Genomic DNA, 16,592 nt, shown 5'->3' on the forward strand with positions numbered 1-16,592 from the left:
ACTTTGAATCCTGATGAGCATGATACTGACCGCTGTAGGCCTGAACCATACAACTGCCCCGCTGGCATTGCGGGAGAAGGTTGCTTTTGCGCCTGAGCAAATTGGTCAGGCGGTTGCTGCAGCGCGCAGCTGGTTCGGTCAGCGTGCCTCGGGTTCATCATCCGGCAATAATGAAGCTGCCATTCTGTCCACCTGCAACCGCACCGAATTGTACGCGGCCTGCAGTGCAGACAATCCGGTCGATGCTGCCGCACATTTTCTTGCTGACTTTCATCAGCTTTCTTACGGTGACCTGCGCCCGCATCTGTATACGCTGCCGCAGGACAACGCTGTCCGCCACGCATTCCGTGTCGCTTCAGGGCTGGATTCCATGGTACTGGGCGAAGCACAGATTCTTGGTCAGATGAAAAATGCCGTGCGCCAGGCGGATGAAGCCGGCGGACTCGGCACTTATCTACATCAGATGTTCCAGCGCACGTTTGCCGTCGCAAAGGAAGTTCGCAGTACGACCGAAATCGGCGCGCACAGCGTTTCCATGGCGGCTGCCGCAGTACGCCTGTCACAACGGATTTTTGATGATATTGCCGGTCAGAATGTGCTGTTCATCGGCGCAGGCGAAATGATCGAACTCTGTGCAACGCACTTTGCGGCGCAAAATCCGAAATCACTGACGATTGCTAACCGTACACTGGAGCGCGGCGAATCACTGGCACACCGGTTTAATGGGAAAGCGATTCGTCTGGCTGATTTACCCGAGCAATTGTCTCAGTTCGACATTATCGTGTCCTGTACAGCGTCGTCTTTACCGATTATTGGCTTAGGACTCATGGAGCGCGTTGTTCGCGCACGCCGCCACCGCCCGGTGTTTATGGTCGATCTGGCGGTTCCGCGCGATATCGAGCCTGAAGTCGGCAAGCTGGATGACGTTTTTTTGTATACGGTTGATGATCTTGGCTCGGTTGTTCAAACTGGCATTGAAAACCGTCAGGCTGCCGTCGCTCAGGCAGAAGCCATCATTGAAAACCGTGTGCGTTCGTTTATGCACTGGATGGATGGCCGCGCCATTGTGCCGGTCATTCAGGATTTGCATGAAAGCTCCGAACAGTTACGCCTGGCTGAACTGGATCGTGCCCGCCGTATGCTGGCGCGTGGCGATGATGCGGAACAGGTGCTGGAAGCGCTGTCTCGCGGACTGACGGCTAAATTCCTGCACGGCCCGCAACAAGCCCTGCATCAGGCCAGCGGTGATGACCGTGCGCGCCTCGCCAGTCTGCTGCCGCAATTATTCCGCACTAAGCGTTAGATACCCGTCCCTTCGCAGGCAATGCATTCGCACTGCCTGCTTCAGAATATCAGCCCGCCGGGCTGTCTCGTAACACCCTCACCGATTATTCAAAATGAAACCTTCAATGCTTGCCAAGCTGGAACAGCTGGCGGAACGATTACATGAAGTGTCCCAGTTGCTGATACAGGAAGGTATCACCAACGATATGGAGCAATACCGGAAGCTGAACCGGGAACATGCAGAGCTGGAGCCAGTGGTTGCCTTATATCACCAGTACCAGCAAGCGCTCAGCGATCAGGCAGATGCGCAGGAAATGCTCGCAGATCCGGAAATGAAGGCATTCGCTCAGGATGAAATTCAGCAGGCACGCGAGCGCATGGAGCAATTACAAAAAGAATTGCAAACCATGTTGCTGCCAAAAGATCCGAATGATGAAAAAAATATTCTGCTGGAAATCCGTGCTGGGACTGGCGGTGATGAAGCTGCTTTATTTGCCGCCGATTTGCTGCGGATGTACACACGCTATGCAGAACGACAACGCTGGCAGATTGAACTGATGTCTGCATCGGAATCCGAACTCGGCGGCTACAAAGAAGTGATTATCCGTGTTGCCGGTTTCGGCGCCTACTCCCGTCTGAAATTTGAATCCGGTGGTCATCGCGTGCAACGGGTTCCCGCAACGGAAACGCAGGGCAGAATTCACACATCAGCCTGCACTGTTGCGGTGATGCCGGAAGCGGATGAGCTGAACGATGTTGTTATCAATAATGCAGATTTGCGCATTGATACCTTCCGTGCCAGTGGTGCAGGTGGTCAGCATATTAATAAAACAGATTCCGCAGTCCGTATTACGCACATCCCAACCGGCATTGTGGTTGAATGTCAGGACGGCCGCAGTCAGCATCAGAACAAAGCGCAGGCAATGCGTGTGCTGGCAACCCGCATCATGGACGGCCAGATCCGCGAAAAACAAGCGAAAGAAGCTGCGACACGTAAGAGCCTGATCGGTTCCGGTGACCGTAGTGAACGTATCCGTACCTATAACTATCCGCAGGGCCGCATGACGGACCATCGCATCAATCTGACGCTGTACAAGCTGGATTTCATCATGGACGGTGAACTGGATGAACTGACCAATGCCCTGATTGCAGAACATCAGGCAGAGCTGCTTGCGGAACTGGGCGACGATTAAACAGTCTGAACAAGTCAGAACAATCGTGCTGACCTGCCGTGGCCTGCAAAACCAGTCGCATCTGCAAGCCTGAATTCAGGTAAGCTGACGACCTCCTCTTATTTGAGTGAACACCATGCGTTTGAATTCTTATGTTTATTTTGGTATCGCCGCAATCTGCTTCAGTCTGATCGGTGCCGCGTTGTACATGCAACTTGCGCTGGATATGCTTCCCTGCCCTTTGTGTGTTTTGCAGCGCTATGCATTTATCGGTATCGGTTTATTTGCGCTGATTGCCGGCTTGTTTAATGGCATTCGCCGCCCTGCAACCGCACTGGCGCTGGTTTCTGCACTGGGGGGAGCAGGTGTTGCGGGCAAACACTTATATGTCCTCGCGAACCCGGCCACCTCCTGCGGCATCGATCCGCTGGAAACCGGATTGAATAAAATTTTCCTGGCAGACTTACTGCCATCCGTGTTCCGTGCAGATGGCCTGTGTGACACGCCTTACGCACCGATTCTTGGCTTATCGATTCCCGGCTGGACCATGGTGTGGTACTGCATGATGGCAATCGTGCTGCTGGTCCTGCTGCTGCAAAAGAATCGTCCGGTCAGCATTTTCTCGGACGCGCGCTGATGAAAGACTGGCGCCAGCCCGGCCTGACTCTGGCGGAATATGAGCAACTGGTTCCGCTGGATAAAACCGATATCCGCATGCTGCTGATGTTTGTGACCGGTAAGTCGCGTATTCAGCTGATTACGCAAGGTGATACCGTACCGGAAGCCGCGCAGGCCGAGAGTATCCGTGTGTTACTGGAGCGCCGTCTGTCAGGTGAGCCCATCGCCTATCTGACCGGTGAACGGGAATTTTTCGGCCTCAGCTTTATCACCACGCCTGCTGTTCTGATACCGCGTCCGGATACGGAGTTGCTGGTTGAACTGGCACTGGAAAAAGGGCCTGCGAATGCCAGCGTTCTGGATCTTGGCACCGGCTCCGGTGCGATTGCCATCAGCATCGCCAGTCATCGCCCAGACTGGCAAGTCACTGCTGCGGACATCAGTACGGCCGCTTTAGAGGTCGCAAGACGAAATGCGCACAGGATTTTGCCGACGTCCGCACTAACTCTGGTTGAGAGCGACTGGTTCAGGACGATTCCTGCACAACGCTGGGATCTGATCGTTTCGAATCCGCCGTATATCGTGGCCGGTGATCCGCATTTATCGCAGGGTGATCTGAGGTTTGAGCCTTTGTCCGCACTGACCGATCATGGTGACGGCCTGAGCGCATACCGTACACTGACCCGCGAATCGCGGACTCGTCTGCAGCCCGGCGGCTGGCTGCTGATGGAGCATGGTTATGATCAGGCCGCAGCAGTGCGTGCCTTGCTGGATGCTGAGGGTTATACCGAAGTACAAAGCTGGCGGGATCTTGCCGGCATAGAGCGCGTCAGTGGCGGTCGCTGTCCAGTGAACTGAAACAGGAGAGAAAAATGGAAATCCGGACCGATCTTCAACAGATGGATCTCGATGCGGTTTACCGTTTTCTTTCAGAACATTCCGCCTGGGCAAAAGGATTGCCGCGCGCTGTTTTCGATAAATCCTTACAGCATTCCCTGTGTTTTGCAGGCTGGGATCAGGGACAGCAGGTCGCATTTGCCCGCGTCATTACCGACCACGCCACTTTTGCATATCTGGTTGATGTCTATGTAGAGGAAAATGTGCGCGGACGCGGCTACAGCAAATTGCTGATGCAACAGTTACTGGCCCATCCGGAATTGCAGCATTTACGCCGGTTTGTACTGGTGTCCAGTTCTGCGCGGGGGCTGTATCAGCAATTCGGCTTCAGCGCGCTCGCAAAACCGGAAACATATATGGAAATTCTGCAGCCTGACCTTTATCTGCGGATGTCAAAGGACAAGCCCACAGATTAACGTACCTGCTGTTTACTGAGTTTGCGTGCGAGAGTTCGCCTGTGCATACCGAGCCGGCGGGCCGCTTCTGAAATATTGAAATCCGACTCCACCAGCACTTCGTGGATTCTTTCCCATTCCAGTGTCTTGATAGAGGTTGCACGATTCGGTAACTCGGGTTCACTGACACCCGCAACATGCCCGAACGCGGCTTCAATGTCATCCGTGTTCGATGGCTTCGCCAGATACTGACATGCTCCCAGCTTCACTGCCTCTACAGCCGTCGCAATACTGGCAAAACCCGTCAGCACCACGATCAGCATATCTTCATTATGACGGTTCAGCATTTGCACACAGGCCAGCCCGGATGCATTGCCATTCAGTTTGAGATCCACCACTGCATAACCGGGTTTGTGCTCAGTCAGCAATGCACTGACCTGCTCGAGATTGTCAGCATGCAGCACGGTGTAACCGCGACGCTCAAAAGAGCGCATCAGCGTCCGCGCAAATGCGGTATCGTCTTCCACGATCAGTAACAGACGATTGTCTGACATGCCACCTATCCTTATTAAAGCTTAAACGCCGTTACCGGCAACTGCACTTCGACGCAGGCGCCGCCGGAAGGCAGATTCTGCGCACTGACTGAACCACCCAGCTTACGCACAACATTCATCACAAAGAATAACCCGAGTCCGCTGCCGGCACGCCCCTTAGTCGATTGATATGGCTGCCCCAGTTTTTCCAGTATGGCTGCCCGGAAACCGGGACCGCGGTCGGTCACACGCAGGGTCAGCGCATCCTGCTCGCGCAAGACCTCGAAACAAATCCAGTCCGGCGATGCTTCCAGTGCGTTATCCAGTACATTACAAATCATCTGCTTCAGCGCCACATCGGACACGACCGGAATATCTTCCGGATTACGGTTGTGATACTCAAATCCTGTTACCTGACGAGTCGTTCGAAACTCTTCCGCCAGCGCATCCAGAAAATGATTCAACGTCGTTTTTGCGGCTGATTCTCCGCGTGCTTCACCGGCTGACAACAATACACCACTCACGATACTCTTGCAGCGCTTGAGCTGATGCTGCATTTCATTCAGTTCTTCCAGCAATTCCGGATTATCACGAAACTCCGGCATACGTCGCCAGTCGCCAAGAATCACTGACAAGGTCGCCAGTGGTGTGCCCAGCTCATGCGCTGCACCGGACGCCAGCAAACCCATGCGAACGATGTGTTCCTCTTCTGCAGCCTGCTGCTGCAAACCGGCCAGCTGCACATCGCGTTCTTTCAGATTGCGGTTAATCCGGGTCAGGAAATACACCAGCAAGCCTGCATTCAGCAAAAAGCAGATCAGCATGCCGTCCCGGTACAGACCAAACAGACTGAACGGAGAATCAAAAGGAAGCTGCAAAGGCAGCGAATAGCGTGACAGCCCCATCAGACAGACTGTCGTAATGGCGACGACCAGCCAGGTTGACCAGACTTCCAGCAGAACTGCACTCAGAATAACCTGCAGAAGATATAAAAATGCAAAGGGATTGCCGGTTCCGCCACTCAGATACAGCTGAGCGGTCAGCGTACCGATATCGACCAGCAGCGCGAAAAACAGCTGGCGGTTAGAAACACTGACCTCTTCATGCCAGCGCAGATGGCTGCCGATATTGAATGCAATCAGTACCGCCAGCACGTACAGCATTGGCAAAATCGGCAAACGGATTCCGAATCCCTGCGTTGCCAGCAGAATCGTGGAAATCTGTCCGATCACTGCCAGCCAGCGCAGATGGATCAGCTGCAGCATATTCTTATGCCCGGCAAAGTTCTCAAACTCTGCCGCACCCGCAGACAAAGACTTCCAGTGCTTTTGTAAGGCACTTCTGGCAGACATCAGACTCTCCTGCTATCAGCGCTCAGTCGCTGTCATCACGACGATGGTGACGAATTAACCGGTATCCGACCAGTGACAATGCAGCAAGGGTAAACCATGTGAGGGCATATACAACATGGCTGTTCTGAAAGCGGATCACTGTCAGTCCGGTAACCGGGCCGTCACTGACTTCTTTACCCGCCTCCTGATCGACAAAATACGGTGCAGGATCTTTCAGCCCCATCGCCTGCCCCATCGCAGCCACATCACGGGAGTACCAGCGTCTGGCGGCTGGATCATTCTGCCGCAACAAACTTCCGGCAGGTTCGCTGATCCGCAACAGGCCGGACAGACTGAGCATTTCGCTGTCACTGCGTTTCAGTTCTGCATCGAATGCAGCCATATTTTTGACAAACCCGCGGTTGATCAGCACCTGCTCACCGTTATCTCGCGTCAGCGGTGTCATGACCCAGTAACCACTGCCATGCACGGTGGATGCAACAACCGGCAGGCTCAGACTGTAATGCAGACGCCCCTGCAAGCTGACATGCAGGTATTCCGACCGGTCCCTGCTGACAGCTGGCCAGTCTTGCCGTCCGGGGGCATTCACCGCTGCCTGATGTACCCGGCTTTCAACGCGCTGAATCAGATCCAGCTTCCATTGCCAGCGATATACCTGCCAGCAACCGAGAGAAAATAAAATGACAAAAACCACTCCGGTACAAATTGCCAGCCAAAGGCTGGCAGATTGACGGGAGTGGTCACCGGAGCCGGTTACGGCCTGCGCCGTAACCTGATTACCGTGATCTGCCGGAGACATTACATGTTCGGCATTTTCTGGCCATCCTGCTTTACCGGCTCCTGCTGAAAGGACTCCGGTTTCGGCTCATGATCCATGATCATCGATGGCATCATATTGTGGTTCAGGTGATGCATTACCCACAAAGAACCGGTCAGCATAATGACGACCAGAATCGTGGTAAAGATCAGCGACAACATGTTCCAGCCGCCTTCCGATTTGGAATTCATGTGCAGGAAATAAACCATATGAACAACGATCTGTACCGCTGCAAATGCCAGCAAGACATAACCGGTGGTTGCAGGATCTTTGATCACTTTGCCCATCACCAGCCAGAACGGAATCGCTGTCAGAATCACCGACAGAATAAAGCCCGTCGCGTAACTTTTCAGATCGCCATGGCTGTGATCATCGTGATGGTCGTGATGACCATGTGCGGAATGTTCGTGATGTGCACTCATGGCAGAACTCCCATCAGATAAACAAAGGTAAATACGCCAATCCAGACAATATCCAGGAAGTGCCAGAACAAAGACAGGCAGTTCAGACGGCGCATGTTAGCACCGGTCAGACCGTGACGCTTCAGCTGGAAGCACAGTGTTACCAGCCAGACGATACCAAAAGTAACGTGCAGACCGTGGGTCGCGACCAGAGAGAAGAACGCTGTCAGGAAACCACTGCGCTGCGGACCTGCACCTTCATGCAGCAAGTGCATGAATTCGTACAGTTCCAGGCTGATAAAGCCGGCACCGAAGATACCGGTAACGACCAGCCACAGAATCGTTGCATTCAGACGTTTCTTCTGTGCTTCCAGCATCGCAAAACCATAGGTAATCGATGACAGCAACAGCAACGATGTATTGATTGCCACCAGTGGCAGATCAAACAATTCAGCACCGGTAGGACCACCTGCATAGTTACGGCCGAGCACCGCGTACGCTGCGAACAGACACGCAAAGATCAGACAGTCACTCATCAGATAAATCCAGAAGCCCAGCATAGTGCCGTTTTCCGGATGATGTTCCAGAACGTAGTAGCGAGAATTCCCGTGGGTTTTCTGCACTTCAGGAGAAATAACGATATCAGACATGATTAGCTAACAAACGTGTGCGTTCATCTTCAGTGCGGGTGACTTCTTCCGCAGAGATGTAGTAATCGCGGTTGTAATTAAAGGTATGGATGATGATGGCAGCCAGCAAGACAGCGAAGCCAACCACTGCAACCAGCCACATGTGCCAGATCACAGCAAAACCAACCAGACCACTCAGCGCGGCGATAATGAAACCCGCACCTGTATTTTTAGGCATGTGAATCGCGATAAAGTCTTTTACCGGACGTGTGTAGCCATTTTTCTTCATATCAGCCCATGCATCAGATTCATGTACATGCGGCGTGAATGCGAAGTTGTAGTTTGCCGGTGGAGAAGAAGTTGCCCATTCCAGAGTACGGCCACCCCATGGATCACCGGTCACATCACGTAACTGTTCACGACGCATGAAGCTGACGAACAACTGAATCAGGAAAGAACCGATACCCAGCGCAATCAGTACAGCACCGATAGCAGCGATCACGAACCAGATTTGCAGGGAACCATCTTCAAAGTGGCTCACACGGCGGGTCACGCCCATCAGGCCCAGTACGTACAGCGGCATAAATGCCAGATAGAAACCGACTACCCAGAACCAGAAGGAGCATTTACCCCAGAAATCATCCAGCTTGTAGCCGAATGCTTTCGGGAACCAGTAGTTAATCGCTGCGAATGTACCGAATACAACACCACCGATAATCACGTTATGGAAGTGAGCGATCAGGAACAGACTGTTATGCAGAACGAAGTCAGCAGGCGGAACAGCCAGCAGAACACCGGTCATACCACCGATCACGAAAGTAATCATGAACGCAACGGTCCACATCATCGGCAATTCGTAACGGATACGACCACGGTACATCGTGAACAACCAGTTGAAAATCTTCGCGCCGGTCGGGATCGAAATAATCATCGTAGTGATACCGAAGAACGAGTTAACACTCGCACCCGAACCCATAGTGAAGAAGTGATGCAGCCATACCAGATAAGACAGTACGGTAATCACAACGGTTGCGTACACCATCGATGTGTAGCCGAACAAACGCTTGGAGCAGAAGGTGGAAACCACTTCCGAGAACACACCGAAGATTGGCAGAACCAGAATGTAAACTTCAGGATGACCCCAGATCCAGATCAGATTCACGTACATCATGGCGCTGCCGCCCAGGTCGTTCGTGAAGAAGTTTGTACCGAACAGACGGTCAACCGACAACATTGCCAGCACTGCTGTCAGTACAGGGAATGCAGCAATAATCAGAACGTTAGTACACAGCGCTGTCCATGTGAAAACAGGCATTTTCATCATGTTCATGCCCGGTGCGCGCATCTTAACGATGGTAACTACCAGATTCACACCGGACAACAGAGTACCGACACCGGCAATCTGAAGCGCCCATATGTAGTAGTCGACCCCGACATCCGGACTTCCCAGAATACCGGAGAGTGGCGGATACGCGAGCCAGCCCGTACGTGCGAACTCACCGACAAACAGGGATACCATCACCAGCGCTGCACCGAAAGTCGTCATCCAGAAACTGAAGTTATTCAGGAACGGGAATGCAACGTCACGTGCACCGATTTGCAGCGGCACCACATAGTTCATCAGACCTGTCACGAATGGCATCGCGACAAAGAAAATCATGATCACACCGTGAGCAGTAAACACCTGATCATAGTGGTGAGGCGGCAGGAAACCCGCGTTATCGCCAAATGCCAGCGCCTGTTGCGCACGCATCATCAGCGCATCCGCAAAACCGCGCAGGAACATGATCAGACCAAGGATCATGTACATGATACCGATCTTCTTGTGATCGATACTTGTAATCCATTCACGCCACAGGTAGCCCCAGAGGCGGAAGTAAGTCAGTGCACCCAGCAATGCCGCGCCGCCAAGGGCAACGCCGCAGAAGGTCGCAATCAGAATTGGCTCGTGGAGGGGAATTGCATCCCAACCCAGTCTGCCAAGCAATAGCGTAGACATATCCATTTGATTCAACATCCTTATTTCGCAGTGGTAGTCGTTGGTGTCGTACAGATTTCAGCTTCCGGACGACGACCTTGCGGGCTCTGTACCAGCATATTGCCCAGCTTGCCGTTCATGGCGTTTTTCACGTTCGCATCAACAGTCATCATCTTGTCGAGACAAACTTCACCATCACGGACGCAGCGGTTCAGAATGGCGTGGTACAAATCTTTATCCACATTCGCAAACTGACGCACAGGATCTTTGATACTTGGTTTTTCCAGTTCCAGATAATTTGCGCGGTTCAGTTCACCCTGACCTGCTTTGGCTTTCTGCACCCATTGCGCAAACTCTTCTGTGCTCAGGCCGTGGAAAGTAAAGCGCATATCCGAATAGCCTGCACCGCTGTAGTTTGCGGAGAAGCCTTCATATTTACCTGCTTTATTGATCACAGCGTGTAACTGTGTCTGCATACCAGGCATCGCATAAATCTGACCAGCCAGCGCAGGAATAAAGAAGGAATTCATTGCGTGCGTCGCAGTAATTTTGAACTGGACGGGCACATCGACCGGCGCAGCCAGTTCATTCACAGTCGCAATACCTTGCTCCGGATAAATAAACAGCCATTTCCAGTCCATCGCAACCACTTCAACCACCAGTGGTTTTACCGACGCAGGCAACGGACGGTTTTCATCCAATCGTTCCAACTTTCGATATGGATCAAGCTTATGCGTATAAATCCATGTCACCATGCCCAAAGCAATAATGATCAAGAGAGGTGCACCCCAGATCACGAGTTCGAGCTTAGTCGAATGATCCCATTCCGGATCGTACTTTGCGGAAGTGTTACTTTGACGGTAACGCCAGGCAAACAACAGGGTCAGCAAAATCACCGGAACGATGATCAAAAGCATCAAAACTGTCGAAATGACAATCAGCTTGCTCTGCTGAGCAGCGATGTCCCCGGATGGATTCATCACTACAGTGTTGCATCCAGCCATCAGTGCTGCGGAAAGCAATAGCAGTCCGCGACGAGCTAAACGTGAGTTCATGCAGAAAAGTCCAGTCGAATCATAAAATCGTGGTAATGTACACTGACTGATAGGCATTAGCGATTGGACGTTTTGTCCTACCCCTCCTATTCTGAAAACGGAACAGAGGGGCGTGTGCGAGGCGTCCGTACATCAACCACAACGACGGAGACGACTATGCACATCATCAGCCAGAACGGCGACATCCGTGACGCCGGAGACCTCCCTACTTTGACTGACACCAGTCCAGCCAAACCATACAGCGTTGCCCCCGGCGAAATCGCCATCGGCGTGATTATAGGCCGAGCGTCGGAGTATTTCGACTTTTTTGTCTACGCAATTGCTTCCGTACTGATATTTCCTTCGGTCTTTTTTCCGTTTGCAGACAGACTTGAAGGTACTTTGTACGCGTTCACCATCTTTTCTTTTGCCTTTTTAGCACGTCCTGTTGGCACTATGATTTTCATGAATGTGCAGCAAAGACTGGGAAGGGAGGCGAAGCTGACCATTGCACTGGTATTACTGGGATTCTCTACCGCCGGAATTGCGTTTCTCCCCGGGTTTGATCAGATTGGTACCAAGGCAATTGTGCTGTTAGCGCTCTTCCGCATAGGACAGGGACTGGCGCTGGGCGGTTCGTGGGACGGCCTCCCCTCGCTGCTGGCACTCAGTGCACCGGAAAACAAACGCGGCTGGTATGCGATGCTGGGTCAGCTTGGCGCGCCGACTGGCTTCATTCTGGCAGCCGGCATGTTTGCCTATATGCTGGCAGAACTGAAACCGGATGATTTCCTTGACTGGGGCTGGCGTTATCCTTTCTACGTCGCTTTTGCAATTAATGTTGTCGCCCTGTTTGCCCGTCTGCGCCTGGTATCCACTGATGAATACACACATTTGCTGGAAGACCGCGAACTGCAACCTGTTAATGCACTGGAATTACTGAAAAATCAGGGCCGCAATGTCATTATCGGCGCGCTGGCTGCACTGGCAAGTTATGCACTATTCCATCTGGTCACGGTATTCCCGCTTTCCTGGATCACTTTATATTCCAACCGGAATCTGAGTGAGTTCCTGTATCTGCAAGCAGGATTCGGTGTTCTGATGGCAGGCTCCATCGTGTTGTCCGGTGTTGTTGCCGACAAAATCGGCCGCCGCAACACACTGGGAACCCTCGCTGTACTGATCGGTATTTTCAGCGCCTTTGTACCAACACTGATGAAAGCTGGCGAAGCAGGTGAGAATATCTTCCTGTTTTTCGGCTATATCTTACTGGGTTTGTCTTACGGACAAGCTGCAGGTGCAGTGACCGCCAACTTCAGTGCGCAATACCGCTATACTGGCGCTGCGCTGACTTCTGATCTGTCATGGCTGATCGGTGCCGGCTTCGCGCCACTGGTTGCACTCGGGCTGTCTGCCCATTTTGGTCTGGCTTATGTCAGCCTGTACCTGCTTTCCGGCGCCGCCTGCTCGCTGGCAGTTTTGCATCTGAACCGCGCACTGGAAATCCGCAAGTAAGCCGGTTTTCGAATTCCGTGACCAATGAAAAACGGACGCAGCTGCGTCCGTTTTTCATTCCCTTTTTGCTTGTCAGCTTTGACTGCCATGTAAAGGCAGACTAACCCGTATCTGACAACCCACTCCCTTCGCTGCTCTGATCTGAATTTCCCCGTGCAGCGCCATCACTCTTTCCCGCATTCCGGCCAGACCGATCCCCTGACTCGCCTGCCCCGGCTCAAATCCGCATCCGTCATCGCTGATCTGCATCAGCAAGTGATTTGATTCCGCGTACAAATGCAGACGGAAGGTGTTTGCCTGCGCGTATTTCATCGTATTCGATAAAGCCTCTTGCGCAATGCGGTAAGCAGAAATCGCTAAGCGCTCGCTCAGTTCCGGCCAGTTTTCCTGTGCCTCAAATTCAAAGCGCGTTGCCGGACAAGATTGCTGCGCAACCCGCAGCATTTCCTCAAGCGCGCCAGCCAGACCCAGCACTTCCAGCACTTCGGGACGCAGGCGCTGCACCAGCTGGCGTCCGTTTGCGTATAAAGATTTACTGATTTCAGCGATTTGCCCTGCCAGTTGCACAATATCCTGCTGAGACTGCTGATGACCGCCCTGCGCCAGTTGCACAATTCGCTGCGCCAGTAATTTCGTTCCGACCAGAGAAGCGTTCAGTTCGTCATGGATTTCAACCGCAATACTCTGACGTTCCTGCTCAATCGCCTCATGCATACGGCCAAGCAAGTGACGTATTTCCTCGCGCGCTGCCCAGGCATCATTACGCGATTGTTCCAGCTCCCGCGTACGTTCTGCGACCAGTGCTTCCATACGATGGCGTGCTGCATCGAGACTGTCACTCATCTGATTAATGCTTTGCTGCAGCTCGCCCAGCTCTCCCTTATCCAGCGCGACCAGGCGCTCCGGACGCTCGCCCTGCCGGATTGCACGAATCGCCTGCATGGCCTGCTCCAGCCCGTTAGTCAGCCTGCCGGATAACTGCGCTACAACGAACATACTGACCAGCAATGCCAGCGAAGTAATCAGGATACCGACCGAAAATTGCTGGGAACGTTTTGCCAGTGCCTGTTTTGCCGTCAGGGCAATGCGGATCGTGCCGATTTTTTCCTGATTCAGCATTGCCGGCTGCGTGCCGGATGCACCACCGGACTGCTGCAAACTCACCCAGTACACAGGCTTATGCACCACCGCTTCGGTCAGCACATCCGGCGGGCGTATCGGGGTTTTACCGTTCGTTTCATGCAGTACCGGCTGACGCTTTTCACCGTAAATCGTGACGGACAGTATCTCCGGATCAGATTTCAGCAAGGTTTGCACACTTTCCCTTACCTGTGTCAGCTGCCCCTGACTCAGTGCATAGGCAGTGCGGTTCGCCAGTGTGACTGCCGCCGTCTGTCCGTGACTGCGCAATTCTTCACGTACCTCGCGGTCACGGGCTGAATACGCATACCAGACCACAGAAGCAAACAGATACAAAGTCGGCAGCACACATAAGGCGATAATCTGCCAGCGCAGACTGCCACTGGCACGCAGCAAGGATTGCCAGAGTTCGCGCATCACGGCTCAATTAAGCCATATTTCACAGCAAGACGCGTGATGTGCGCCGGACGATGCGCATCCAGCTTTTCTTTGATGGCCTGACTGGTATTACTGATCGTTTTCAGCGACAGTTCCAGGCGCTCTGCAATTTCGGCGTTGGTTAAACCCTCCGCCATCAGGCGGAAAATTTCCAGATCGCGCTCATTCAGCACCGATTGCGGCGACATATCACCACGCACCGACAGGTTCGCCAGCCGCTCAGCAATCGCACGCGGAAAATACAGGCTGCCTGCCGCTGCTTTTGTGACGGCTTCTAATAACTCGGCCGGATCACAGTCTTTACTGACAAAAGCACGCGCACCGGTGCGATACGCTTCACGAATCAGGCTGTCCTGATCAAACTGACTTAAAAAAATCAGATTCGCATCCGCATCCTGCTGCAGAATCTGGCGTGCTGCATCCAGCCCGGTCTGGCGCGTGCCAAACCGGATATCCAGCAAGGCCACGTCCGGCCGTAATGCCTGATACTGCGCCAGCGCCTCTTCCGGCGTGCGCGCCCTGCCAACAATTTCCAGACCCGCCGAAGCCAGTGTCATAGCAAAGCCATCCATCACAATCGGATGATCATCCGCCAGCAAAACCCGCAAACCTTCCATAGCAACACCTCAAATTACGCTTGAAGCGCAATTTTAATGCACTTCGAGTGCAATTTTGTTGTTTTCCATCACTTCATCAGCCGTTCAGTTTTCAGCTGTCGAAATTCACTTCTTGCGGGAATCTGCATTAAAAACGGTGAAAATTCAGAAAAAATCCGGCAAAACACAGCAATTCAATACCCTAAAAGCGGTTACTTCCAAAGCTGCCCACAATATTTTTTCCGCACGCCAATCCAACAATTGCTTTTCAAGAGCATTTTTTATTGCTATCGTAAAACCATCAAAACAACTCACTGATAGCAAGGAGGCGCACATGAACATCGCAATGCATCATACCTTCGGAGAGAAAACCGGAAAACTTGCGCTGGTGGCAGGATTGCACGTCGCACTCATATTCGGTCTGATTCAGGGCATGCAGGTTTTTCATTCGCCAGCACGTACGGACGGGCCTGTCGTTTTATTGCCGCCAGAGCCATTAAAACCAGTCGAACCGCCGCCACAGCCTCAGCCACCGGCTGGCAGGCTCAGCGATCCGGTGATCCATCCGTTTCCGATACCGGATGAATTTACAACGAAGGAAACAAGAACTATCTCTGATACGCCACCACTCCACCCGCCCTGCCGCCCCGGCGAATGCGAGAAAACCGGCACTGGCGATGCAGTCAGTAAAACAGACTCTGTCATCCAGCCAAAACCCGCCGGCAAAACCAGCCCGCCGGTGGTGGATATGCAAAGCTGCACCAAACCGGTGTATCCGCTGGCTTCAGTACGGAATGGTGAAACCGGTACGGTGACGCTCAGTATGCTGATCGCACCGAATGGTCAGGTCAGCGATACGCGGGTTGATCAGTCCTCCGGCTACAAAGCGCTGGATAAAGCAGCACGCAGTGCCTTATCCGCCTGTCACTTCCAGCCAGCCATGCGCGACGGCGTCGCAGAATCAGCATGGGTACAAATTCAGTATGTATGGAAACTTGATGACAACGGAGGCTGAAATGCAATCCACATCCCTGATACAACAATCCCTGAAAGACAGCTGGCAACTATTGTGCCGCTATCCGGTGCGCTGGCTCACGCTGAGCATCATGCTGCTGATATTCGCCGAGCTGTGTATGCTGATCCCGCTTGCCGGACCGGCGTTGAAGTTACCGGTCGCCACCCTGCTCAGCGCACAATTTTGTCTGCTGATACACCGCAGTCAGCACGGCAGCAAACCCGGCTTCAGTGGCTTGCTGCGTGGCTGGGACATTCGCTGGCAAGCCGCTGTCACACTGTCGCTGGTGGCATTGCTCAGCGTACTGTGCGGACTGAGCCTGCTGGCACTGAGCGGACACAGCGACAGTCTGCAGGCATTTTTTGCCGGCCCCGGTAAATTCAGCCGTATTCCTTTGCAGGATTTACTGCTGTTCAAACTCGGCGCTGCACTGGCAGGTACGCTGATGTTTTACTGTCTGCCACTGCTGGCACTGGAAAAGCAAGCGGTCACCGTCCTGTTAAAACGCGGATTCAGCGGATTACTGCGCCATCCGGCTCCTGCCTTGTTATCGCTGATACTGCTCAGCCTGCCGGATGGTTTGCTGTTGTTATCTGCGCGAATGCAGCTCGGCATACCGGCATGGCTGCTGTTAATACCCGGATTTTTTCTGCTGATCTGGCTACCGTTTTTCCGCTACAGCAGTACCCGCAACAATGGCTTGTTGCCGTCTGTCTCCTGAATTCACAAATATAGAAAAAATCAGTATCAAAAGATGCACATAGCATTACAAAATCCG

Annotated in this window: 17 protein-coding genes; 8 read left to right on the top strand and 9 right to left on the bottom strand. The window is 53.0% G+C overall.

Annotated features, from left to right (window positions below):
* Positions 1-19 precede the first annotated feature (19 nt).
* The 5 genes from hemA (at position 20) to IE092_RS17000 (ending at position 4,387) form a co-directional block, all read left to right on the top strand.
* The gene (gene hemA, locus IE092_RS16980; RefSeq protein ID WP_189358597.1) at positions 20-1,303 is read left to right on the top strand and encodes a glutamyl-tRNA reductase; all 1,284 of its coding nucleotides are present in this window, start codon (positions 20-22) and stop codon (positions 1,301-1,303) included.
* 94 nt (positions 1,304-1,397) lie between these two features.
* Positions 1,398-2,477, top strand: coding sequence for a peptide chain release factor 1 (gene prfA, locus IE092_RS16985; protein WP_189358598.1), 1,080 nt, complete (start codon positions 1,398-1,400; stop codon positions 2,475-2,477).
* Positions 2,478-2,592: 115 nt separating this feature from the next.
* A complete protein-coding gene (locus IE092_RS16990; RefSeq protein ID WP_189358599.1) occupies positions 2,593-3,093 on the top strand; it encodes a disulfide bond formation protein B in 501 nt (166 codons plus the stop codon).
* A complete protein-coding gene (gene prmC / locus IE092_RS16995; protein ID WP_189358727.1) occupies positions 3,093-3,932 on the top strand; it encodes a peptide chain release factor N(5)-glutamine methyltransferase in 840 nt (279 codons plus the stop codon). Before IE092_RS16990 ends, prmC begins: the two co-directional genes overlap by 1 nt.
* Positions 3,933-3,946: 14 nt before the next feature.
* The gene (locus tag IE092_RS17000; protein ID WP_189358600.1) at positions 3,947-4,387 is read left to right on the top strand and encodes a GNAT family N-acetyltransferase; all 441 of its coding nucleotides are present in this window, start codon (positions 3,947-3,949) and stop codon (positions 4,385-4,387) included.
* Here IE092_RS17000 and IE092_RS17005 read toward each other — a convergent pair.
* The 7 genes from IE092_RS17005 to cyoA are packed head-to-tail and all read right to left on the bottom strand — an operon-like array spanning position 4,384 to position 11,131.
* Positions 4,384-4,920, bottom strand: a complete 537-nt coding sequence (locus IE092_RS17005) for a response regulator transcription factor (protein WP_189358601.1) — start codon at positions 4,918-4,920, stop codon at positions 4,384-4,386. The genes IE092_RS17000 and IE092_RS17005 overlap by 4 nt on opposite strands.
* Positions 4,921-4,934: 14 nt before the next feature.
* On the bottom strand, positions 4,935-6,251 hold the full coding sequence (locus IE092_RS17010) for an ATP-binding protein (protein WP_189358602.1): 1,317 nt from the start codon (positions 6,249-6,251) through the stop codon (positions 4,935-4,937).
* A gap of 22 nt (positions 6,252-6,273) precedes the next feature.
* On the bottom strand, positions 6,274-7,050 hold the full coding sequence (locus tag IE092_RS17015) for an SURF1 family protein (RefSeq protein WP_189358603.1): 777 nt from the start codon (positions 7,048-7,050) through the stop codon (positions 6,274-6,276).
* A complete protein-coding gene (gene cyoD / locus IE092_RS17020; protein ID WP_189358604.1) occupies positions 7,050-7,490 on the bottom strand; it encodes a cytochrome o ubiquinol oxidase subunit IV in 441 nt (146 codons plus the stop codon). The genes IE092_RS17015 and cyoD overlap by 1 nt, the downstream gene beginning before the upstream one ends.
* Positions 7,487-8,119, bottom strand: a complete 633-nt coding sequence (cyoC, locus tag IE092_RS17025; protein WP_189358605.1) for a cytochrome o ubiquinol oxidase subunit III — start codon at positions 8,117-8,119, stop codon at positions 7,487-7,489. The genes cyoD and cyoC overlap by 4 nt, the downstream gene beginning before the upstream one ends.
* On the bottom strand, positions 8,112-10,097 hold the full coding sequence (gene cyoB / locus IE092_RS17030; RefSeq protein WP_373295341.1) for a cytochrome o ubiquinol oxidase subunit I: 1,986 nt from the start codon (positions 10,095-10,097) through the stop codon (positions 8,112-8,114). The genes cyoC and cyoB overlap by 8 nt, the downstream gene beginning before the upstream one ends.
* A gap of 20 nt (positions 10,098-10,117) precedes the next feature.
* Positions 10,118-11,131 (bottom strand): ubiquinol oxidase subunit II, encoded by a 1,014-nt coding sequence (gene cyoA, locus IE092_RS17035; protein ID WP_189358607.1) that lies wholly within the window; start codon positions 11,129-11,131, stop codon positions 10,118-10,120.
* A gap of 156 nt (positions 11,132-11,287) precedes the next feature.
* Here cyoA and IE092_RS17040 point away from each other — a divergent pair, with 156 nt between their 5' ends.
* Positions 11,288-12,625, top strand: a complete 1,338-nt coding sequence (locus IE092_RS17040; RefSeq protein WP_189358608.1) for an MFS transporter — start codon at positions 11,288-11,290, stop codon at positions 12,623-12,625.
* 72 nt (positions 12,626-12,697) lie between these two features.
* On the opposite strand, the gene IE092_RS17045 is transcribed toward IE092_RS17040, so the two are convergent.
* On the bottom strand, positions 12,698-14,182 hold the full coding sequence (locus IE092_RS17045) for a sensor histidine kinase (RefSeq protein WP_189358609.1): 1,485 nt from the start codon (positions 14,180-14,182) through the stop codon (positions 12,698-12,700).
* Positions 14,182-14,820 carry a response regulator transcription factor gene (locus IE092_RS17050; protein WP_189358610.1) on the bottom strand — a complete coding sequence of 213 codons (639 nt, stop codon included), beginning with the start codon at positions 14,818-14,820 and terminating at the stop codon, positions 14,182-14,184. The genes IE092_RS17045 and IE092_RS17050 overlap by 1 nt, the downstream gene beginning before the upstream one ends.
* Positions 14,821-15,133: 313 nt before the next feature.
* Here IE092_RS17050 and IE092_RS17055 point away from each other — a divergent pair, with 313 nt between their 5' ends.
* A complete protein-coding gene (locus IE092_RS17055) occupies positions 15,134-15,814 on the top strand; it encodes an energy transducer TonB (RefSeq protein WP_189358611.1) in 681 nt (226 codons plus the stop codon).
* 1 nt (position 15,815) lies between these two features.
* Positions 15,816-16,535 carry a hypothetical protein gene (locus tag IE092_RS17060; protein WP_189358613.1) on the top strand — a complete coding sequence of 240 codons (720 nt, stop codon included), beginning with the start codon at positions 15,816-15,818 and terminating at the stop codon, positions 16,533-16,535.
* The last annotated feature ends 57 nt before the right edge of the window (positions 16,536-16,592 follow it).

The sequence above is a fragment of the Cognatundibacterium squillarum genome, from assembly GCF_014652435.1.
Lineage (GTDB): Bacteria > Pseudomonadota > Gammaproteobacteria > Burkholderiales > Burkholderiaceae_D > Undibacterium > Undibacterium squillarum.